Annotated in this window: 18 protein-coding genes; 7 read left to right on the top strand and 11 right to left on the bottom strand. The window is 37.7% G+C overall.

What is annotated here, in order from left to right:
• Positions 1 to 40 precede the first annotated feature (40 nt).
• Together H5115_RS01655 and H5115_RS01650 are read right to left on the bottom strand one after the other, a co-directional pair.
• Entirely contained in the window at positions 41 to 349 is a 309-nt protein-coding gene (locus H5115_RS01655; protein ID WP_024591820.1) for a VF530 family DNA-binding protein, read from the bottom strand.
• A gap of 54 nt (positions 350 to 403) precedes the next feature.
• Entirely contained in the window at positions 404 to 706 is a 303-nt protein-coding gene (locus tag H5115_RS01650) for a DUF1496 domain-containing protein (RefSeq protein ID WP_002959040.1), read from the bottom strand.
• A 126-nt stretch (positions 707 to 832) separates the two neighbouring features.
• On the opposite strand from H5115_RS01650, the gene H5115_RS01645 reads away from it, so the two are divergent.
• A complete protein-coding gene (locus H5115_RS01645) occupies positions 833 to 1,066 on the top strand; it encodes a TIGR02647 family protein (RefSeq protein ID WP_007375551.1) in 234 nt (77 codons plus the stop codon).
• Positions 1,067 to 1,077: 11 nt separating this feature from the next.
• Here H5115_RS01645 and maiA read toward each other — a convergent pair whose 3' ends face one another.
• Positions 1,078 to 1,707 (bottom strand): maleylacetoacetate isomerase, encoded by a 630-nt coding sequence (maiA, locus tag H5115_RS01640; RefSeq protein ID WP_182753290.1) that lies wholly within the window; start codon positions 1,705 to 1,707, stop codon positions 1,078 to 1,080.
• Between the two features lie 2 nt (positions 1,708 to 1,709).
• Positions 1,710 to 3,011: a homogentisate 1,2-dioxygenase gene (hmgA, locus tag H5115_RS01635; protein WP_182753288.1), complete on the bottom strand. Its 1,302-nt coding sequence runs from the start codon at positions 3,009 to 3,011 to the stop codon at positions 1,710 to 1,712.
• A 150-nt stretch (positions 3,012 to 3,161) separates the two neighbouring features.
• Here hmgA and H5115_RS01630 point away from each other — a divergent pair, with 150 nt between their 5' ends.
• The gene (locus H5115_RS01630) at positions 3,162 to 3,593 is read left to right on the top strand and encodes a MarR family winged helix-turn-helix transcriptional regulator (protein WP_182671132.1); all 432 of its coding nucleotides are present in this window, start codon (positions 3,162 to 3,164) and stop codon (positions 3,591 to 3,593) included.
• Positions 3,594 to 3,645: 52 nt separating this feature from the next.
• On the opposite strand, the gene H5115_RS01625 is transcribed toward H5115_RS01630, so the two are convergent.
• From H5115_RS01625 to H5115_RS01615, 3 genes are all read right to left on the bottom strand, one after another.
• Entirely contained in the window at positions 3,646 to 6,768 is a 3,123-nt protein-coding gene (locus H5115_RS01625) for a TonB-dependent receptor (RefSeq protein ID WP_182753286.1), read from the bottom strand.
• Between the two features lie 336 nt (positions 6,769 to 7,104).
• On the bottom strand, positions 7,105 to 10,287 hold the full coding sequence (locus H5115_RS01620) for a TonB-dependent receptor (RefSeq protein ID WP_165742534.1): 3,183 nt from the start codon (positions 10,285 to 10,287) through the stop codon (positions 7,105 to 7,107).
• Positions 10,288 to 10,330: 43 nt separating this feature from the next.
• Positions 10,331 to 11,185, bottom strand: coding sequence for a S1/P1 nuclease (locus H5115_RS01615; RefSeq protein ID WP_182671135.1), 855 nt, complete (start codon positions 11,183 to 11,185; stop codon positions 10,331 to 10,333).
• A 251-nt stretch (positions 11,186 to 11,436) separates the two neighbouring features.
• Here H5115_RS01615 and H5115_RS01610 point away from each other — a divergent pair, with 251 nt between their 5' ends.
• Positions 11,437 to 12,303, top strand: coding sequence for a hypothetical protein (locus H5115_RS01610; RefSeq protein WP_182753284.1), 867 nt, complete (start codon positions 11,437 to 11,439; stop codon positions 12,301 to 12,303).
• The gene (locus H5115_RS01605; RefSeq protein ID WP_182753282.1) at positions 12,296 to 13,240 is read left to right on the top strand and encodes a hypothetical protein; all 945 of its coding nucleotides are present in this window, start codon (positions 12,296 to 12,298) and stop codon (positions 13,238 to 13,240) included. The genes H5115_RS01610 and H5115_RS01605 overlap by 8 nt, the downstream gene beginning before the upstream one ends.
• A gap of 29 nt (positions 13,241 to 13,269) precedes the next feature.
• Here the strand turns inward: H5115_RS01605 and ushA are convergent, their stop codons facing one another.
• Positions 13,270 to 14,901: a bifunctional UDP-sugar hydrolase/5'-nucleotidase UshA gene (ushA, locus tag H5115_RS01600; protein ID WP_182753280.1), complete on the bottom strand. Its 1,632-nt coding sequence runs from the start codon at positions 14,899 to 14,901 to the stop codon at positions 13,270 to 13,272.
• Positions 14,902 to 14,988: 87 nt separating this feature from the next.
• Complete coding sequence (locus H5115_RS01595) at positions 14,989 to 15,174, bottom strand: hypothetical protein (RefSeq protein ID WP_024594581.1); 186 nt, start codon at positions 15,172 to 15,174, stop codon at positions 14,989 to 14,991.
• 250 nt (positions 15,175 to 15,424) lie between these two features.
• On the opposite strand from H5115_RS01595, the gene H5115_RS01590 reads away from it, so the two are divergent.
• A complete protein-coding gene (locus H5115_RS01590) occupies positions 15,425 to 16,174 on the top strand; it encodes a peptidylprolyl isomerase (RefSeq protein ID WP_182753278.1) in 750 nt (249 codons plus the stop codon).
• A 67-nt stretch (positions 16,175 to 16,241) separates the two neighbouring features.
• Here H5115_RS01590 and H5115_RS01585 read toward each other — a convergent pair whose 3' ends face one another.
• Complete coding sequence (locus H5115_RS01585; protein WP_182753276.1) at positions 16,242 to 16,658, bottom strand: MAPEG family protein; 417 nt, start codon at positions 16,656 to 16,658, stop codon at positions 16,242 to 16,244.
• A gap of 239 nt (positions 16,659 to 16,897) precedes the next feature.
• Between H5115_RS01585 and H5115_RS01580 the strand changes: the two genes are divergently transcribed.
• On the top strand, positions 16,898 to 19,780 hold the full coding sequence (locus tag H5115_RS01580) for an insulinase family protein (protein WP_182753274.1): 2,883 nt from the start codon (positions 16,898 to 16,900) through the stop codon (positions 19,778 to 19,780).
• Positions 19,781 to 19,850: 70 nt separating this feature from the next.
• Here H5115_RS01580 and H5115_RS01575 read toward each other — a convergent pair whose 3' ends face one another.
• Entirely contained in the window at positions 19,851 to 21,233 is a 1,383-nt protein-coding gene (locus tag H5115_RS01575; RefSeq protein WP_182753272.1) for a Na+/H+ antiporter NhaC family protein, read from the bottom strand.
• Positions 21,234 to 21,556: 323 nt separating this feature from the next.
• Here H5115_RS01575 and H5115_RS01570 point away from each other — a divergent pair, with 323 nt between their 5' ends.
• A complete protein-coding gene (locus tag H5115_RS01570; protein ID WP_370626123.1) occupies positions 21,557 to 21,784 on the top strand; it encodes a hypothetical protein in 228 nt (75 codons plus the stop codon).
• The last annotated feature ends 136 nt before the right edge of the window (positions 21,785 to 21,920 follow it).

Below are 21,920 nucleotides of genomic sequence, written 5' to 3'. Positions count from 1 at the left end.
TATAATCAAAAAAGGAGCTTAATTAGCTCCTTTTTTTACATCACTTTTTAATTGATGGCCAAACAAACCCTGTTGTATCCGGCGCTTGAGAAGATGTTTCTCTTGGTGCACTTTTTGGTCTACGAATAGGCTTATTATTTATAGTGTGAATATAAAGTGCTTCCACTTTATCGCGAGCCCAAGGCGTTTTACGCAAAAACTTTAAACTCGATTTAATGCTGGGTTGATCAGTAAAACATTTAATTTTTACTTGCTCGCCAAGTGTTCTCCAGCCAAGTCGTTGTTCTAACTCAACAAGTATTTGTTCTAATGTTACCCCATGTAGAGGGTTTTTAGGTTGATTATTCATAGCCATACTACTTATTTAAACTGCATGCATTGTAGCTTAAATCAGCTTTTAGCGCTAATTCACAGTGATTGTTTTAGGAGCTGTTGGGTAAATAGCATTACCTTGCTTATCTATTTTAAGCCAAATGAGTTGGCTGTTACTGTGTTGGGGTGTTTTAGCACCACACAAAAGTGTAAAAGAATGAACTTGTATTAATGCGCCTTCGCTATAGCGTTTGTTGTCGTACCAACAGTTAGCTTCTTCATTTACAAACTGGTTTGCATCAATAATTGAATGGGTTTTTAGCGTTGTTGCTTCACTAAGTATTGAATACGATAAGCTGCTAAAACAAAAACATAGAATTAAAAAGTTACGCATTAGAGGCCTTTAAATAGGGAGGGTTAAAAATAATACATTAAGCTAAAAAACGTGCTAGTGTAAAGTACACAAAGTGATTTTAAGTATAAACTTAGTTATTCACAGAACAATAAAAAGGTGCACACAATGCAATTTAATCAAACAATGATCGAAGAATTCACACTATTAGCAAAGTTTCCTCGCGACAGTAAAATGCAGGGTATTAAATTACATTCAGACGCAGAGCCAAGCTTACTTAGCGCAGCGCAACGTTTATTTGAAAAAGGGATTATAGATAGCCCAGATGGCGGATATTTAACTGATCTGGGCTTAGATTTAATTGAGCACGTTACGGTTATTCATAGCGCGCTACAAAGTTAATCTAAATTAGCTTAATTTGCATCGGGTTGATTTTGCGGTGCAGCGTCATTAAATGCAGCTAATTTATTACAATGTTCGTAAATGGCTGCAATTTTTGGATAAGCGCTCATATCTACGTCAAAACGAATTGCATTAAATACTTGCGGCACTAAACAAATATCAGCAAGTGTTGGTTGGTCACCAAAACAGTAGTTATTATTTTCGTTTAGCATCAGTTCTATTTTTTCAAAACCCACTTCTATCCAATGTCGATACCATTTATTTTTAGCCTCGCCATCAACACCTAATTCGTTTGATAAATACTTCAGCACGCGTAAATTATTAACAGGATGAATATCGCAAGCAATGGCAAAGCTTAAGTTTCTTATTTGCGACTTTTGCCACGCAGTCCCTGTAATTAATGGCGATTGCGGATAAGTTTCATCTAGCCACTCAAGTATTGCAAGCGATTGTGCTAAAACACCATCATTGGTTTCAAGTGCCGGTAGTAAGCCTTGCGGATTAGTCGCTAAGTATTCTTTCCCAAGCTGCTCCGATTTTAAAAGGTTAACAATAGCAAGTTCATGATCGATTGCTTTTAAGTTAAGCGCTATACGCACTCTATAAGCCGCTGATGAGCGAAAGTAGCTGTATAATTTCATAATTAATCCTGTGAACCTGTAAATTGTTTTTTAATAGTACGCCAGCAATCGGTGTAATTTGGTTGGCGCTCTTTACCTTCTAATGCATATTTTGTCGGTGAAATTATATAGCGCGACTCAAACATAAAGGCCAATGTGTTTTCATATTTTTGTGGTGTAAGCTCAGCGTTTGAGGCTTTTTCAAATACGTCGGCTTCAGGTCCATGTGGCGACATACAATTGTGCAAACTTGCGCCACCAGGTACAAAACCATGCTCTTTTGCATCATACACACCTTCAATCAAGCCCATAAATTCACTCATAATATTGCGGTGATAATACGGCGGGCGAAATGTATTTTCGGCTACCATCCAACGCGGTGGAAATATCACAAAATCGACATTTGCCATACCCTCAGTAGCAGAAGGAGAGGTTAGTACAGTGAATATAGATGGGTCGGGGTGATCAAAGCTCACTGTATTCATTACATTAAAACGCGATAAGTCGTATTTATAGGGCGCACTATTACCCGTCCATGCAACTACATCAAAAGGAGAGTGCTTTATTTCACAGCTAAATAAATTACCGTTAAATTTAGAAACAAGCTCAAAGTCACCTTCTTTATCTTCAAAGGCTGCTACAGGGTATTGAAAGTCTCTGTCGTTGGCATAACCGTTGGCGCCAACAGGTCCTCGCTCTGCAAGCTCTAACGCATGGCCATAATTTTCACAAATATAACCACGGGCTGTATCGTCAATTAAATCAACAGAGAACTTAATTCCTCTGGGAACTACAGCAATTTCACCCGGTTTAATGCTTAACTTACCGCACTCGGTGTGAATTAATAACTCACCTTGCTGAGGGACAAACAACATTTCGCCATCGGCATTGCAAAAGTAACGCCCTTGCATTGACTGATTAGCGACATATACATGAATGCCAATACCAGATTGCCCATTAGCACTGCCATTAGCTGCCATCGTTACTAACCCATCAATAAAATCAGTAGGCTGGGAAGGCATATCAATAGGATTCCAACGTAGCATTGTTGGTGGTGTTATGGCTTCAGTGATTGGGGCTGTTCTTATTAGGCCGTTATCAATTGCTTGGTAATCACCTTGCACTACAGACGGACGAAGGCGGTAAAACCAAGTGCGACGATTTGAAGCGCGAGGAGCCGTAAATGCAGTCGAACTAAATTGCTCTGTGTATAAATCGTATTTAACTTTTTGTGGGCTAAATTGTCCTATTGGCAGTGCACCGGGTAGCGCTTGTGTTTCAAACTCATTACCAAAGCCGGTCATATAACTTAATTGTGTTGCCATTACTGACTCCTGTGAGAGGGGTTGGTTTAATATTATTTTTATTTCAATTAAGATACTCTCAAGTGAGACTAATATCAAATGTGCAACTACGCATCCGTGTAAATATTAATGAACACCAAAGTAAGCCTTATAAAGCTGGGATAACTAAAAATGAAAATTGATTTAGCAACGTTTTTACCTTATCAATTAACGAATGTAGCAACACGTGTAAGTAATGACTTTGCCGAGGTTTATCAAACTAAGTACGGTTTAAATATTCCCCAGTGGCGAATACTTGCTAATTTAGCGCAGTATGGTCAGAGCAACGCAAAGGATTTATGCACGCAAGCAAATATGGACAAGTCGACAGTGTCGCGTGCGGTAAAAGTTTTAATAGATAAAGGTTTAGTGAAAAGTGAGTTAAATGCACAAGACAAACGCGCGGCCTTACTTGTACTGAGTAAAGTAGGTCAAAGCTTATATGAGCAAATAGCACCCGATGCACTGAATTGGGAAAAACAATTACTAAGCACTTTGACTAATGAAGAATATGAAGTGTTAGTGGGTATTTTTGAAAAGTTAAATAACAAATTAAAGGCATAAAAAAGCCCACCAAAGTGGGCTTTTAAATGATGTTTTAGGTTAAAGTTCTAAATTAGAAAGTGTAACGAACACCTACACGCATTTGCCAGACAGATGCATCTGATTGCACTGATGTATTTGCATTATTCGCATTAAAGTCAGAGTAAACGTAACGACCCTGATCATCAAGTGATGTTGAAATCATGCTAGCGCCTACGAAAGGACCTTTCTTAAGTACGCCCCAATCGTCGTTTAACAGGTTAGTAAGGTTATCAATTACGAAGAATGCTTCACCTTTGTGACCTTCCATAAAGCCTGGAAGCTCTTGAGTTAACTTAAAGTTAAACTTAACAAACCAATCAGAGTTTTCTGCGTTACGGCTAGTAATTTGACCACGCTCTAAACCATTTGATGCAATAAATTCATTGAATTCATTGATATCAGCAGCACTCATGTTGTAAACAACGTTAGGATCGTTTTCAAGTGGAACATACAATAGTTGGCGGTTACCATTCCAGTTTGCATCGCCCCATACATTTTCGTCACTGCCATCAAATGTGTAGCTGTATGGTAAGCCTTTATATGCTTCACCAAATAGGTTAAAGCGAGTAGCAAACCCATCAACAAACTCATGAGTATAACCAAGAGTCATAGTAAAACGATGTGGAATTTCGTAATCAGATGAAGCAACACCTGGGTTACCTGGATCTGTAAGAGCGATATTACCGTAGTTTGAACCAGCAACAGAGCTTGTCATTGGGTTAACATCATCAGAATCTGTGTATGCATAACCAAAGTTAACGCTCACACCATTATCAAACATCTTGCTAACCGCTAATGAGATAACAGATGAATCACCGCTATCACCGCTCACATTTGTTAGTAAGTATTCGTTTTCACGACCTTCAATTGATTCGTATATAGGACGACCATCAAATGTAGTTTCGCCAGAATCTTGAAGTGCGATGTCACGCATTAATGCAGCATCTTTTTTCTTTGAATATAAGTAATCAAGAGAGATTACGTACTCGTTTTCAGTTGTGTACGTTGCACCAAGTGAGTATTTCCACTCTGATGGGATTTCAAAGTCTGGATCAACAGCGTTTGCAACTGAATCGCCTGAGCCGATTACAGTGTCAGCTACTGCATCAAATTGAGACTGAGGTACTTCAAATCCTGGAGTACCATTATTTACATTAGGTGTTGCGAACAAGTCGATAGCACCAAACTGGTTTGCACTAATATTAGTAATGCCGTCGTTTGAGTAAGAGTTAGATAACCAAACATTAGGGTTACCGCCTGAGAACAAGCCAACGCCTGCACGTACTTCAAGTGCATCTGTAGCGTACCATTGGAAGCCTACACGTGGTTGAATTAAATCAATACCATCAAATGTACTTTGGTTACTGTAGCCATAGCGGTCAGTAAAGTTTTGATTTAAGTTAGGTACATCATCACTTGTATATTTGTCGTAACGTAGACCAAAGGTGATGTTTGCATCTAAATCAGTGAATGAATACTCGTCTTGCACGTAAAATGTATGCTGAGCGTACGAAAAGCTTGCTGCTGCATCGTTTGGATCATTTGTAGCAGCTGCATTATTGTAGAAAATTGCACTTGCAATACCGTTTTCAAAATCATCAATATTGTTGAAACGGTATTCACCTTCAGTATGCTGAACGAATAAGTTAAATACATCTAACTCTTCAAACTCGTAACCAGCAGTAATTGTGTGCTGATCTAGGTAGTAAGTACCTGCAACTTTAAATGTAGTTGTATCGTAATCTAAGTCATTTGATTGACGTGAATCATCTGGACCAATATAAACTGTACCACCATCTTCGGTACGAATTTGCATTTCACCAAAGCTGCTTGCTGCATCTAATGATTGTACTGTTGCATCTAGCTCAGACTTACCAATACGAACTTCAGTTGAGAAGTCATCTGACCAATCAGAGTAAACAGATGCAATGATTGAAGTGAATTCTGCACTTTGGTCATAAAAGTGGTTAGATAGTGATACACGGCTAGACCCAGTATCAGACTGTGAAACAGTATTACCATCGTTGTAGTTATAGATTAAGTTTGCACGGTGATCTTCGTTGATGTTCCAATCTAGTTTAACTAAGATTTTTTCATCTTCAACAGGCATACTTGAAGGCATTCCGCCTACATCGTAACCATATACAGTTTGAGCAACGCTTGTGATACGCGAGATATCATCAGCAGTTACACTGCCGCTGCTTAAACCATCGTAGTTAAACTGTTGAACACCTTCAAGTTTTTCATATGAAGTGAATAAAAATAGTTTATCTTCAATTAGTGGAAGACCTACGTTGAAGCCGTAACGTTTTTCAGTATAGTTACCGTTATCAACGTCATCACCTTCAATTTTATCACCCTTGAAAGAGTCACTAGTGTAATCGTAGAAAACAGCGCCATGAACATCATTGCCGCCAGATTTGGTTACAGCGTTGATGTTACACGATGTAAAACCACCGTATTGAACGTCAAACGGTGCAAGTTCAGCTGAAACTTGTTCAATTGAATCAAAAGAGAAAGGGGCGCGAATAGTAGGGTAACCATTTGAGCTTAAGCCGAAGTTATCGTTCATACGAACGCCGTCTAGCGTTAAGCTATTGTAGCGAGGGTTACCACCACCACAGTTAATTGAACCACGGCTATCATCAATTGTGATACGTGGGTCGATACGGATAATGTCTTTTAAATCACGGTTAATAGCTGGTGTATTTTCAAGATCAGTTAGCGTAAATGTAGACGCCGGACCAGTACCACCAGACATAGCGCTAATTGGCGCGCCAGAAACTACAATTTGTTCCATGCTTGATTGTGACTCAAGAGAAACGTTTACTGGATAATCGTTACCAATATTAAGAATAATGTTATTGAATTCTTGGTCTGCATATACATCTGAATCAACAATTACTTTATAAGGACCGCCAACTCGCAGGCCTTTAGCTGTAAAATAACCAGCGTCATTTACTTCAGTTGTTTTTACTGATCCAGAAGGTACGTGTAAAATTGTTACTTTAGTGCCGGCTGCTGGGTTGCCGTTAGGCCCCATTACTTGACCTTTAATTGCAGAGGTCGTTTCGTTAGCCATTGCAGCGCCACTTACACCAACACATGCTGCAATAGCAAGTGAAAGAGCTGTTTTGCGTAATTGAGTTTTCATTTAATTTTCCCGTGTAGTTATTAATTAAATTTTTATATTTTTATTTTAAAATTTTTCAAAATAAACAGTTAAAGTTCATTTATTCAAAATCCGTTACTAGTGTACCTTATTTATTCGTTACAAATAAAATACAACTGCAATATATTTTTAATAAATAGTACTATTTTTGTCTATTTGAGTGTTTTTTTGAGCAATAACTCTATATCGGGGTATATATTACGTGGGCTTTATGACAAACATGTGAAATTGGGGTGTGAAAAACAAAAAACCCATTACAAATTTGCAATGGGTTTTGTTAACAATTAACTTAATGTGTTATTACTTACCTATTAAGGCTTAAAACTTGTAGCTAATACCAACTTTAGCCTGCCAAGCTGATGACGATGAATTGATTTGTGAGTAATTACGCACATCTGCACCGCCAAAGCTGTTGTCTATTTTATATCTGCCTTGGTCATCAAGGCCACCAAAGTCATAAATAGTTTGGTTAGAGTAACCTAAGCGTTTTTCTACACCCCAGTCGCTGTTTAGAAGGTTTGCGAAATTATCAATCATTAGATAAACCTCACCAGTGTGACCTTCAGCAAAGCCTGGTATTTCTTGCTTAATGCTAACGTCCATCGTAGTAACCCAAGGTTGAGTTGCTGTATTTTTACCTAAAATACCACCACGCTGAGATATACCAGCACGCTCTAGTAATGGTTCTAACTCAGCCCAAGTCATACCTGATTCATCCCAGTTTACATTTGGATCATCAGCACCTGTAGGTATATATGGTAAGTAAGCACCATTACTGAAGAAACTACTCGTATCACCCAAATCACTGTCTTTATACATGTTCATTGTATAACTAAATGGACGACCTGAACGACGTTCAAAATACACGTTAAACTTAGTCGCATACCCTTCAAAAAACTCTGTGTTATATGCTAAGTTGATTTTAAAGCTGTGCTCAACTTCGTAAAAACCACGTGCTGCAATATCTTCATTACGATTTACTGTAATATTATGCTTGTAGTTACCTTCCGCTTGAGAAGCTGAACCGGCTGATGACTCGGTAACATCCTGGTGAGCATAGCTTGCCGATACAAACAGGCCATTATCCCACTGTTTAGCAATACCTGTTGAAATAATAATTGAACGTCCATCATCAGATGAATTCGTCATTTCTATGTCAGCGTTATCAGCTAAAGAGCCACTATAAATAGTTTCATTTATGACGCGTTCACCATCAGCTGCAATACCGATTGGGTTAATAGATGTATTATGCCATACCGCCTCATTCTCTTTTTTATGATAAGCAATCTCTGCTTGCCATTTAAAGCCATCACCTAATAGTTCAGAATCAAACTCATATTCAAAACCAATTTGGGTGCGAATGCTTGAAGGCAATTTAAAATCAGGGTCGATATAAGCAACGCTACCAGCACCTTGTTCTAATGAGTTTTTAATTTCATCAGGCACCTGAGTAATATCGGCAGTGTTATTTGCATAGTAGTCGTTAATTACATCGTTAGGAGCAGATACTAATGTAATACCATCGCTTTGGAATGAGTTGTTATACCAAACATTTGGAATACCACCTTGGAAGCGACCAATACCACCGTTAATAGTAAGGGCTTCTGTTACGTAGTATTTAAAGCCAACGCGAGGAAGTATAATGTCTAGACCATCTAGATTTTCTTGGTTAGTAAAGCCATACGTATTCGCAAAATTTTCATTTAGAGTTGGTTTATCATCTGATGATAAACGTTCATAACGAACACCTGCTGTAACTTCTAAATCGTCACCTACATAAAAAGTGTCTTCAATGTAGAGTGCTAGTTGGTTACGTCTTACATCATATGCTGTATCAGCTGAATCATTAGTGTAAGCATTCTGATAAGAGAAATCATAAGAACCAATTTCACGGTTTTCAAAATTTTCTAAGCTATCAAACTTCCACGTGCCAAGAGAGTTTTCAGCAAATAAGTTATATAAACGAAGTGACTCATATTGAGCACCAAAGTTTATTTCATGCTCATCCATTAAATAGGTAGCATCGAGTGTGAAAGTTAAATTTTGCGTTTCAGAGCGGTTAGCATGACGATATTGATCTGTACCAAAGTTGTAAGAAGGGCCATTTCGACCATCTTCATCAACTGAAATACTACCTAGGTTTGAGCGAGTTGCGCTATCAGAGGTAACATCTTTATATGACACACCAATTTCAGTAGAAAAATCTTCAGTCCAATCAGAGTAAAGCTTTGTTGAAAAGTTATTGAACTTCGTTACGTAGGCGTAGGTGTTCGATGTTAGTACAATATTATCGCCACCGGTGCTAGTGTTACGCTCATCTTGATCGTCTTGCCATTGGTAAGTAAAATCTAAACGATGGTCATCACTTGCGTTCCAGCTTAGCTTAACTAACAGGTTTTTATTTGTATCTTCTGGCGCACCTGCTAATGAATCAGTCAAGCCATATTCATTATTTAAAATAGAAATGAAACGGTTATAGTTAGCTTCTGAAGTATTAAATTCGTTGGCTGCACCAGAGCCGTCAAAGCCGTAATCAAGATCTAATTCGCTTGACCATTCTGAATAGTTAACGAAATAAAACAGTTCGTCTTTAACAATTGCGCCACCAACGTTAAAACCAAATCTTTCTTCAGTTTTAATCGGCTCTACTTTATTTGTAGAATAAGTTTTATGACCTAGCTCATCAAGGTCATCTTCTTGAACAATGCTATCGACATCGCCTGCAATCTCTGGAGTAGAGATTTCATAAAAGCCAGAGAACTTAAACTCATTTGTACCAGATTTTGTTACTGCATTAATAGTACCGCCACCAAAGTTACCTTTAGAAGCTGAGAAAGGAGATACATCAACAGAAACTTGTTCAATAGCATCAAGTGCTACAGGAGGCTGAGAAGTAGGGTAGCCACCAAAGTTCAAGCCAAAGTCATCATTTTGACCAATACCGTCAACAGTTAAACCGTTGGTACGCGGGTTACTACCTGCAAACGTTAGCTCGCCATTACCATTAATACTGGCAAGTGGGTTTAAGCGCGCAATATCTTTAATGTCGCGGTTAAAGCTTGGCATATTTTCAATAGTATCAGAACCAAATGAGCTGCTTGAGCCACCAGATTGCTGAACGATTTTATAACCAGACACTTCAATTTTTTCAATGTTTAGCGGAGCAAGCTGCGAACTTAAGCGGTATGTTTCACCCAGATTTAGATAGATATTTTCAACAGTCGTATCGTTAAACTTATCAGAATCGATGATAACCATGTAAGGACCACCTACACGTAAGCCATTAGCGATAAACGTACCACTTTCGTTTGTAGTTAGCTCGCTAATAGTTCCCGTTGGTTGGTGAACTACTTTAATTTTAACGTTTGCAGCACTGCCACCTGAAGGCGTTGTAATTTTACCACGCATTGCAGATGAAGTATCAGCAGCCATTGCGCTTGTAGAAACACCTAGAGCTAAAATTACCGCTCCAGTTAATTTCGAAAGGCGAAGCTTAGTCATAATGTTGATTTCCCGTGTGTAGGTTATATAAATTTAATACTGTTTATTTGTCAGTCGTCATTTTTAGTGCCGTTTCTAACTCTTTTGCAGAAGGGTCAAATAAGGCGTTCAATAGTCCAGCTAGTCGAATACCCGCTTGTTGTAGGCGTGTTTTAACAATTGGAGTGTTGTTATAAATGTAGCTGTACCCAACTTCGTCGTTGGTGTACTTATAAATTTTTGTTGCTAAATTGTGTGATTCTTCAACCCAAGTTTTAGGTGAGCTTTGTAAATACTCAGCAATTAACTCGCTGTTATTTGTATCAATAAATTGAGCGTATTCAGTAAACGACAAGTTCTCGTTCTCAACTAACTTTGTATCCCAAAGGCTGTGAAGATTTGTTTCTTCGTTAAAAAATGAAACCTTAATACGGTTACCACCTCTATCTTCACCTCGACCGGCATGAAATGGCTGATGGCTATCGCCTACTAAATGCACTAAAAAACGCAAACTGAACTGCTTAGCATCTAAGGTGCTATTTTTATCAGTGAGTGTTTGCATTGAATAGTGAATGCCTTCTAGGATATTACTTACAGATTCTTTGTTTTTAGTGTGATCGTGATTGAAGCTGAAAGATTTTCCTGGTGCTGCATTAATATAATGCCAACGAGATGATTGCTTTTGCCAAAAGTCGCCAGGAGCAGAGCGCATTTCATCAGGCCACGTTGATATTTGCGCAAGTGACTCACCATCTAAATAAGGTTTAATTGCTGCTTTAGTTGTTTCGCTTATATGAGATTGTGCAATCTGCCCTACAATACGGTGGCCATTTTGACCCCAAGCGTGTGAGTTAGTGCTTGTGAATATCGCACTAATCAAAAGCGCAGAAGATATCGAGTACTTTATATTGTTATGCATTAAAACTTCCTAAATGAATATTTCATGGGGTTGCTATAAGCTAATGCGGTCAATTGTCCTCATTTTTAATGTTGATAGGAAGGACTTATTAAAATTCATAGTTTCTTATTAAATTGCGTTTAAAATCAGTCTCTTATATTTAACAGGTAAAATTACTTGTTGTAATAGGTAAGCGAAATTGTTCAAATACACTATATCGTCTATTTTTGGGTGGCATTGCTTTGGATTATAAAAATATTGTGTTGCACAAAATGTTAATTGTTACATTTTTGTTTCTATTATTGGTCGTTACGTGGGTTTGCGGTCAAGTTAGTGTATACAATGATGATTTACATTTTCCGGTTATGATCGAAACCTCAACAGAGTGTCAAACAACTGCTACAAGTAACAAAGGCCAATTAATTGTTTTTACACAATCAAAAAAAATAGCCAAATTATTAACACAAAAGTTATGCTCTGATAACGTAGTAGCTAAGCAATATGGCTCTGTAAAAGGGTATTGGGGGTATAGAACGGCAGACAGCTTTGAGTTTGTGGGTAAAGGAATTGCTGACTTAATTTTGGCTAAAAACAATATTATGGCAGCCTTTAAAGCAGAGTCGACATATAACTACCAGCCCGTTGTTGGTTTTTCTGACTACACGGCTTTTTTTATATCTTCTAAAGAAAAACCTCGCATGACAAAACAGTACTTTTTAGATAAGCGTATAGGTTTGCTTGATTATCCTACCAGCCGATCAGGGCATATTTTACCAAAGCAAATGTTTAAAGAACTGGATATAAATTTAGCTAATTTGAAAATCACTTATGCTAGTTCTCATAACGAATTACGCGATTTACTCGCCGACGGAAAAGTAGATATTATTGCTTCGTTTTGGAAAGAGAGTGACGAAAAACGTTTTTCAAAAAACTATATTACGCCTTTGAGTAATAATATTACTGGAACAAGATGGTATTTAAAAATGCAGCAAAACAATACTGATTTATTATGTGCAGTACAGGCAAATTTGCTTGCTATGTCTAAAGATCAAAGTTTGCATTATTATCAAAATGCACAATCGTTTTGGAGTTGCGGTACTAGCTCAGTAAACTTAAAAGAGGAAGTTAGTGATGAGTAAATATAAACAACTACTTGTTTTACTATGCTTATTTTTAACTTTATCTTCTGTGTTTTATATTTCTGTAATTCAAAAAAGCCAGCAAGTGACTAAACAAAAAATAACGCAGATAGAAAGGCAAATAGCACTCGACTTACCATTACTTGATTTATCAAATGAGCTGCTAAAGCATTCAGGGAATAAAGATGCGGTTAATAGCTACATTAAAACCTTAAACAGCTACATTAATTCGAATGATCTTAAAGTTGTTGCTATTGCACCAAAAGGCGAAATACTAGCACCTGTAAACTTACACCAAATAACACGTAGTTTGAGCACTAATAACGGACCTATATTAGTTGTATTTAACGTTCAGCAAACCCACTTTACAGTGAGCCATCTTATTTACTATTTTATATTTTTAGTATTAAGTGTGTTGATTAGTTTTTGGGTAAAGTTTGCGTTTATCAAACAAAGCAATAAGCAGTCTAATAATGCACAGCATCAATCAATTGCAGAGCCTACGCCGCTGATGCTTATAGTTGATCTTAACGATAAAACACTATCAAGTAGTTGTAATGCAGAGCAAAAAGTGGGTTTAGCCAATAAGCCATTATGCTTTTATTTAGCACTTGTAGAGTATTGTACAAATAACGATGATGTAGCGCTTAGTCATAATAAAGATGTACCAGAGGAGCTTCTAGAGCTCGCTAACAAGTATTTTTATAGGTTGGTCGAACTTGGTCATACGGTTAGAAAAAGGCCTAATTTTAATAATAGCCTAGAAAAAACCTTGAGTGAAATACGTGCGGCGTTAGATGAAGTACTTAGTGAGTGTACTGAAGAAAAAGAGTTATATTACCCACCTAAAGCCTATGGGGAAGGCTCTCGTTCTCGTTTGCATAGTTATGGGCTGGCAAATATTAAAAAAGGTAATATTGAAATAAGAGGAAAGTAACTAGATTACTTTCCTCTTATTCTTAGAGGTTATTTAGGGGTAAATTCAGCCGCTTTGAGAGGGCTATTTTTTGATATAAAGTCTTGAAGTGCTTTAGCATCTGTTTCGTCTGTACTTACAAAGCCTTTTTTATTTGTAAGTGCAGGATAACCATCACCGCCTGATGCGTTATAGCTATTTAGACTCATTCTGTATGTTTTATTTTTATTAAGCGGTTCGCCATTGATCAAAACATTAACCAACTGATTATTTTTACGCTCAAACGATATTTTATGGTATTGCAAATAAGCACCAGCATCCGGTGGGAAGCTCGTTACTGTATTTAAGTAATCCCATAAATCACTGCCTTGCCAATCCATGTAAGTAATGCGGTTTTTAAAAGGATGTACTTTTAAAATATCTTTATAGCTTACTTTACCAGCCTCTATTGAGCTGCGAATACCACCGCCACTTATTAATCCAAAGTCTGCATTTACTACATCCATTTGAGCTTGAATAATTACACGTGCAAGGTTTGTTTGTTGGTAACGAACTTTGTTTCTGTCACCTTCTAAGCGAGCATCTACTTCACCAATGGTACCTTCAATTTGTTTAGCGCCTTTAGCTTGGTATACCGCTAAATAAGATTCAAGTTTAGGGTCTGGTTTAATGTACTCGTTTGCTAATACTACTTTAGTAGAGCCATCGGCTTGAACTTTATCTACATACAAATTAACAGGCATGAGTTTGTAGTCTAGTAACGTTAATTTTCCGTTTTCAAGCTTAAACTCAGCTTTACCAACATACTTACCCCATTCATGGGCTTGCATAATGTAAGTACCGTTTTGCTGGTCTGGTTTACAGGCAAGGCCAGGTTTAAAGTTATCGTCATTTACATTTGTATCACTCATACACACAGGTTCTTGTGAGTGACCGCCAATGATCATATCAAGTGTGTTTGCAGGAAGTGAGCGAGCAAGTGTTACATCACCTGGTGCATTAATGCCAAAGCTAGCATCAACATAATGACCCATATGAGTCAGCGCAATGGTAATGTCAGGGTTGTACTTAGCTTTTATTTCTTTAGCTAGTTTTGCGGTAACGTCAACAGGGTCTTTAAACTCTAAGTGGCCAATATACTGAGGATTACCAATTTTAGCTGTGTCTGTTGTTGTTAATCCAATAACAGCAATAGTTAAGCCATTTTTTTTGAATATTTTATAGCTATCAAACGCATGTTCGCCTGATTCTTTTTCAAATATATTGGCTGATAGAAAAGGAAAGTTCACCCATTTTTGCTGTTGCTTCAATACATCAATAGGGTTATCGAATTCGTGATTACCTAATGCCATTGCATCATAACCAATCAGCGACATACCTTTAAAGTCAGGTTCTGCTTTTTGTAAATCTGACTCAGGAATACCGGTATTAATGTCACCACCAGAGAGAAGTAAAACGGCATGACCTTGCTTTTGGGCATCATTACGTAAAGAGTCAATTAACGTTTTGCGAGCGGCCATACCGTATTCGCCTTTTTCGTTTTGCCAAAAACGGCCGTGATTATCATTAGTATGAAGAACAGTTAAATATTTAGTAGGAGTACTGTTAGAGGTTGATTCAGGAGCAGGAGATGTACATCCAAGTACACTAAAAATAATCGAAAATAAAATAATTATACGCATAAAATACCTATGGATTAAGGTCTACTTAATTTATCAAGCGGGTAGTTTAAACTAGTTTTATGCTAAAAAAACGTACTTATTGACATTTTATTTAGAAGGTACAGTTAATCGATTTGTGGCGGCACTTTCGCGACGCTTTAACTCTGCATCCGCATATTCTCGCTTAGTATGGTTTATACCTACCATCCACGTTAAAAAGCTCGCCGGTAGTTTTGTGTATGGTTCACCTTTGTGTAAACCAAAGTCGCAAATTGTTTGTTTAGTATGTGGCATTGTTAGATCCTATTGTTTGTGTTTTTTTAAGGTAACAAATAAGTGACCACACTTTTAAGATGATTTAATTTTAAATAGTTAGATTTATATAGCAAAAAAGAATATAAATAATGACATATGTAATTAATTTGTTATCAACACGTTCTTAATTGTATCAACTCACACTTTAGAATCGATTTTAGTCGCCGATGGCATTAATGTGTTAACGCATTAACTAATTATTTAAAAAATATAACAACAGGAATAAAACATGAAAAAACTTTTACTTGGCTCAGCACTTGCTGCAGCAAGTTTTACAAGCACCGCTACTATAGTTGAAATGAACACGAGCCAAGGTGTCATAGAAATTAACCTGTTTGATCAACAAACCCCCAAAACAGTCGCAAATTTTTTAAGTTACGTTCAAGACGATTCATATAACGAAACAGTAATTCACCGCTCTGTTAGTAACTTTGTTATTCAAGGTGGTGGATTTACATTTTCTGATTCGCTAGATGCGATTACTACAAAGCCTGCTGTAGAAAATGAGCCCGTTTTTTCTAATGTTAAGGGCACCATTGCGATGGCTAAATTATCGGGTGATGCTAATAGCGCAACAAGTCAGTGGTTTTTTAATATGTCTAATAACAGCGCAGGAAGTGCAGCACTTGATACGCAAAATGGTGGCTTTACTGTGTTTGGACAAATTACTGCAGCAAGCCAATCAACTTTAGATAAAATTGCAGCGTTGGTACACTGTGGTGAAACACCCGTGGTTGATATTACTGCTGAGCAATGTGCAAGTACTGATGTAACAATTAGTAGTGCTAACTTAGTGACTATTCAAAATGTGGCGGTAATGGATGATGATCCTAATTCAGCAGCAGGCCTTACTGTCACTGAAAATACGTTAATTGATTCTGACACATCAACAGGTTCTAGTAGCAGTTCTGGCGGCGGGTTAATTTGGCTTTTAGGTGCTTTTTTACTTGCGGTACCTCGTTTAAAACGTGCTAAATAATTAAAATTAACGGTAATGTGGATGGCCTAAACCAGCCGTCCACATTACTATTATTAAACTTTGCTGTTTAAAATAGTACTCGCCAAACCATTGCTAGCCAAATTGAAAACACACAAATACAACCCAGTAAAAACACTTTAAAACGTGTGCGTACGTTATTTTCACCTAAATGAATAACACTGTGCACAATACGTGTTGCTACAAATAAACAGGCCAGTATTGCCACAAGTGTACTGGCGCTATTTAGTTGCAGTGCAAGTAAACACCCCGCGTAAAAAAGCACAGGTATTTCAAACTGATTTGAAAAGTTTCTATCTGCCACCCTAATAGTGTCGCCAGCCTTATCTAATTGCATTGTTTTAAAATCACTTAAATCTAGTTGTTTGTTTTTAGCTGCGGCAAAGCGCCTTTTACCCATAATCAGCATGACAACCAGTGAAAGCGTAACTTGTGCAAACATGGCAAGTATGATGATTTTTTCCATTGTTTTTCCTTATTATTATTTAGAATTTGCGTATTTTTTGATATTGAAAGATTTTTAATCTCGCAAGGTTGGCAGACTCCCAACTAGTAGCCGATTATGAAGACATTTTTCACAATGTGTTACACAAAATAGCGTTATTTTGTAGAAAGTTATTAATTGAAAATGTTAGTTTAGCTTAACTATATTGCTTTGAATTGGCGCACGCTATTTTGCGCAATACTTTTTAATGGAAAACAAAAATGAAAAAGATTATTGGTTTTAGTGCTATCGCACTTGCAGTTTTAAGTGGTTGTTCAAATACGGCTTCGGTTTCAGTGGCGCCTCAGGCCTCTTTATTATCAGATACGTTAGTCGTTAGTCCTAACGATAACCGTGAATATAAAACACTTAAGCTGGCAAACGACATTGAAGTAATTTTAGTGTCAGATCCAGGTGCTGAAAAATCAGCAGCGGCACTCAGCGTTGGTGTTGGTTTACTGCACGATCCAATGTCGCAACAAGGTATGGCGCATTATCTAGAGCACATGCTGTTTTTAGGCACAGATCGCTACCCAGACACAAAAGGGTATTCTGATTTTATGACCAAAAATGGTGGCGCGCACAATGCTTACACGTGGCTCGATATTACTAATTACATGTTTAAAATTAATAACGACGCGTTTGATGAAGGGCTAGACCGTTTTGCTGACTTTTTCAAAGCGCCTAAGTTATACCCAGAATACACAGACAAAGAAAAAAATGCAGTAAACGCAGAGTGGTCAATGCGCCGCGAAATGGACTTTTTTGGACAATTTAAACTCGCGCGTAAAATGATGGGCGATCACCCAGCTAATCGCTTTTTAATTGGTAACCTAGAAACGCTTGGCGATAAAGAAAACAGTTCACTTCATAAAGAAACGGTTGATTTTTATAATAAATATTACTCTTCAAATATTATGAAAGTTGCGCTTATTTCTAATTTACCTATTGCTGAAATGGAGCAAAAAGCGCAAAAATACTTTTCTGATATAAAAAATAAAAACATTGAAAAACCAACAGTGACTGCAAAACTTGATTTTGATAACGCTGGCGGAAAACGCGTGTTTTATGCACCAAATGAAGATGTAAAACAGCTGCAACTTGATTTCACCATTGCTAATAATAATAGCGAATTTGCACTTAAACCAAACCGATTTGTAGCGTATTTACTAAGTAATGAAATGCAGGGCAGCCCAGCGCAACTTCTTCGTGATAAAGGATGGGTGTCTCAGCTTTCAGCTTCAGCTGCACCAAATCAATATGGCAACTACGGTTCGTTAAATGTAAATGTAGAGCTTACCGATGAAGGCATGAAAAATCGTGACGAAATAGTTGCGACTATTATGCAGTACATCGATTTAATTAAAAAAGAAGGAGTTGATAGCAAGTACTTTAACGAAATTCGCACTTCCCTTAATAACCAGTTTAAGTTTCTAGAAAAAGGTGATGAGTTTAATTATGTAAGCTCACTTACACAAAGCATGCAAGACTATCCGCTAAATCACGCTATTAATGCACCATATTATTATGCAAAGTTTGACGCTGACGCTGTAAATAATGTACTTGAGCAGTTAAATGCCGATACCCTTCGTATTTGGTATGTATCGCAGCAAGAAGAGACAGACTCACAATTACACTTTTACGACGGTAAATACCGCATCAGTGATATTAGCGATGATGAAATTGCCAGCTGGAAAAAACCAAGCGAATTTAAGTTAGCACTACCAACAGTAAACAATTTATTGCCTGAAAATTTTGCAATAAAAACCCAAGCTTTTAAAGAGCAAAAACACCCTGAGCTTGCTTACGATAAAAATGGTGTGAAAGTATGGCGCCAAGCAAGTCAAAAATTTGCAGAGCAGCCAAAAGGGCTTGTTGAAGTATATATAAATACACAACCCGGTTTGAACGATATCAAAGCAGAAGTCCTTTATTCTGTTTGGGCTGATTTATATAATATTCAACAAAGTCAGTTAAGTACCGAAGCAGCAATCGCCGGTATGAGCGTAAGTTTAGCACCGAGTAATGGTCTTGTTTTATCTATGAGTGGTTTTACAGATAAGCAAGATGTATTGCTTAAACAAGCTTTAACCGGATTAAAAGCCGATGAAACAGCACAAGCATTTAGCCAAGCGGTAGATCGCTTTAAGCGTAATTTACTAAACCAACAAAAGCAGTTTCCGTATGCACAAGCATTTGGCGAGTATTCAAAACTAACACGTACAGGTGGCTTTGATACAGATGCGCTTATTAAAGCCGCTGACTCACTGAGTGTTGCCGACTTAGCACAATTAAAAACAGCTACGTTTGCGCAAAACGATTTACGTGTATTTAGTTACGGTAACTACGATCAGCAAGATATTGACGCGATTGCACAAGAGTTAAGTGCAACATTACCAAGTAATCATAAGCGCAGTGAATTTGCGCGAAGCAAAGCGTGGTTGCCACAACCGGGCGAAACGCTGGTATTGCAAAAAGATATAGATGTAGCCGATGTAGCGGTGGTCGATATGACCGTTCACCCTGTTGCGGGTTACAAACAAAAAGCAGAAGCAGCTGTATTACAAAGCCACTTTAGAACAGTTGCGTTTGATAAAATGCGTACTGAGGAGCAACTTGCATACGCAGTAGGTGCGTTAGCTCGCCCAATTGAAGATTACTCAGCAATTGGTTTGTATATTCAAACACCGGTTAAAGGACCAAAAGAAATACAAGCTCGTTTTGATAAATTTAAAAAAGAGTACGCAGTTGAACTTGATAACATGAGCGAAGAGACTTTTGAGCAGCTTAAAAACTCTACCCTTGTATCACTTAAAGAGCAGCCTAAAAACTTAAGTGACGAAATGAGCCCACTTATAAACGATTGGTACCGTGAAAACTTTACCTTTGATTCTAAGCAAAAGCTGATTGATGAAGTTGAAAAAGTAACGCTTGCAGATATAAAAGACTACTATAAGCAAACAATGCTTAACCCTAATGCTGCACGTTTAAATGTGCAATTACGCGGGACTAAGTTTATAGAAAGTGACTTTGCCGATTTACCAAATCAAACTAAAATCACAACGCTTGATGCCTATTACAATGGTATTAAACTACAAAAATAAGCTTTATTTATACAGCTAAAAATAAACCCCAATGTATTACTACATTGGGGTTTTTATTTATTCAGCTAATTTAAGCCATTATTAAAAAGCCTATAACAGCTAATGCCGCAGCAATCAGTGTATATGGCAATTGTGTAACGGCATGGCTCATTAAATTACAACCAGAGCCTTGCGCTGCGAGCACCGTTGAATCTGAGTAAAAACACGCTTGGCTACCAAAAGAGGAAGCCGATAATAGCGCACCAATGACCAGTGGTATGTTTGCATCAACCGCATTAGCCAGTGGCATAACAATGGGAATTGATACAGCAAAAATACCCCAGCTAGACCCAGTTGCAAACGCTAAAATAGCCATTGAAATAAATACCACGGCTGGTAAGTATGCAGCGGTCATATAAGGGCTTAAGCTGCCAATAACAAACTGAGGCAAACCAATTAAGTCGCATACATCTTTGAATATAAACGCCGCTATAACAGTACCAATAGCGGGGATCATACTTTTAAAGCCATCAAGCATGCGTTCAATCATTTCACTTACGCTCATTAATTTTTGTAGAGCATAAAACGGGAGAGTGACCGCCATTGTTGCTAATAAGCCTTTGTATACGTCTATTTCAAAGTAAACAGTAAATGCAACCAGTAAAATAATCGGCACCAAAAAGTTACGTAATTTACCTTTAGGATCAGCATCTTCAAAGTTCTCTTCTACGGCTTTTACCGCATATTCATCCGCTGTTTGAACGTCATTGTATTGGGCTGGATCAACTTGAGCTTGCTCAATTTGTGCCATTTGCTCTGCTTTTTTCATTGGACCAAACGCAGGAATAATACCCAGCACAACAAGTAAAACAACAAGCACTGCAAACCACGCATAAAACATATACGGTATGGCTTGGATATAAACCGCAATCCCTTTGCCTTCTTCAGCAATACCGTTATCTACAAGTAAGCCACCAAAAAAAACCGCCCAGGTAGATAAAGGGACGAGTACACAAATTGGTGCAGCAGTAGAGTCTACAACATAGGCAAGCATTTCACGGCTCACTTTAAATTTATCGGTAATGCGTTTCATGGTTTCACCCACGGTAAGCGCATTTAAGTAGTCATCAATAAAAATAACTACACCCAAACAAAAGGTCATAAACAAAGATGAGCGTTTACCTTTAGTGTATTTAAGGGCTAACTTGCCAAAAGCCGATGCGCCACCTGTGCGCACTAATAGCGCGATTAAAGCACCAAAGCCACCACATACAAGTATTAGCCAGCCGATGGTTTCGTCTGTCATCACTTTTAGCGATGTACTCGCAAAGTTAGTAAGTACTTGTGCAGGATCGGCGATAACTAAACCAACTAAAGCACCAATAAGTAAAGATAAAATAGGGCGGCGTAATACAACAGCCAATACAACTACCACCAACGGTGGTAGTAAACTTAACGCAGAAGGTTCAAGCATTTAAGTATTCACAAAATTAAAAGCATGTATAAAAATTAAAATAGTATTAATTTTTAAACTGCTTATACAAAAACAAAGAAGATGATAAGTTTGTTGTAAAATCATCTTCCAAGTCACTGCTTTTGTACGCGAGGGAGGGACACATAAACAGTTATGTTAAATAGCGGCTTAAGTGAAACGCGTTGGCTTTGGCGCCAGACGGTGCAAGGAGTGCAAACCGCTATTGTTGTGCCTGTAAAAACATCGGCGCAAAAATAATCTGCTTTTTAATTTCAGTCAACAAAAAGTTACATGCAAAACAAAGTTTTTTAGAGGAGCTTATATTGAACGCTGTATTTAAAACAAATCGATTGTTGTTGCGCCATGCAAATGAGCTTGATGCAGCTATTTTACTTAAGCTAGTTAATCAAGCGAGCTTCATAGAGCATATTGGTGATAAAGCAATCTATACCCTTGATGATGCCAAGTCGTACATTATAGGGCCTGTTTATCTTTCGAGGTTAAATTTACAGCAGTATGTTTGGTATTTAGGCAAGGCAGAGCCAATGTAGTGTGGTTATTCCCCATAAATAGGCGATAACAAAGCATAAATGCCAAACATGCGCTGCCCGAAGGGTTCTACCTAGGGGCAATTAACTCTTTGTTGCTCGGTTTTTACTTAGCCCACTAGGTTACAAACCTCACGCC

It is taken from the genome of Pseudoalteromonas sp. SR44-2, from assembly GCF_014163745.1.
GTDB lineage: Bacteria > Pseudomonadota > Gammaproteobacteria > Enterobacterales > Alteromonadaceae > Pseudoalteromonas > Pseudoalteromonas distincta.
This window is presented reverse-complemented; position numbering and strand designations above follow the sequence as displayed.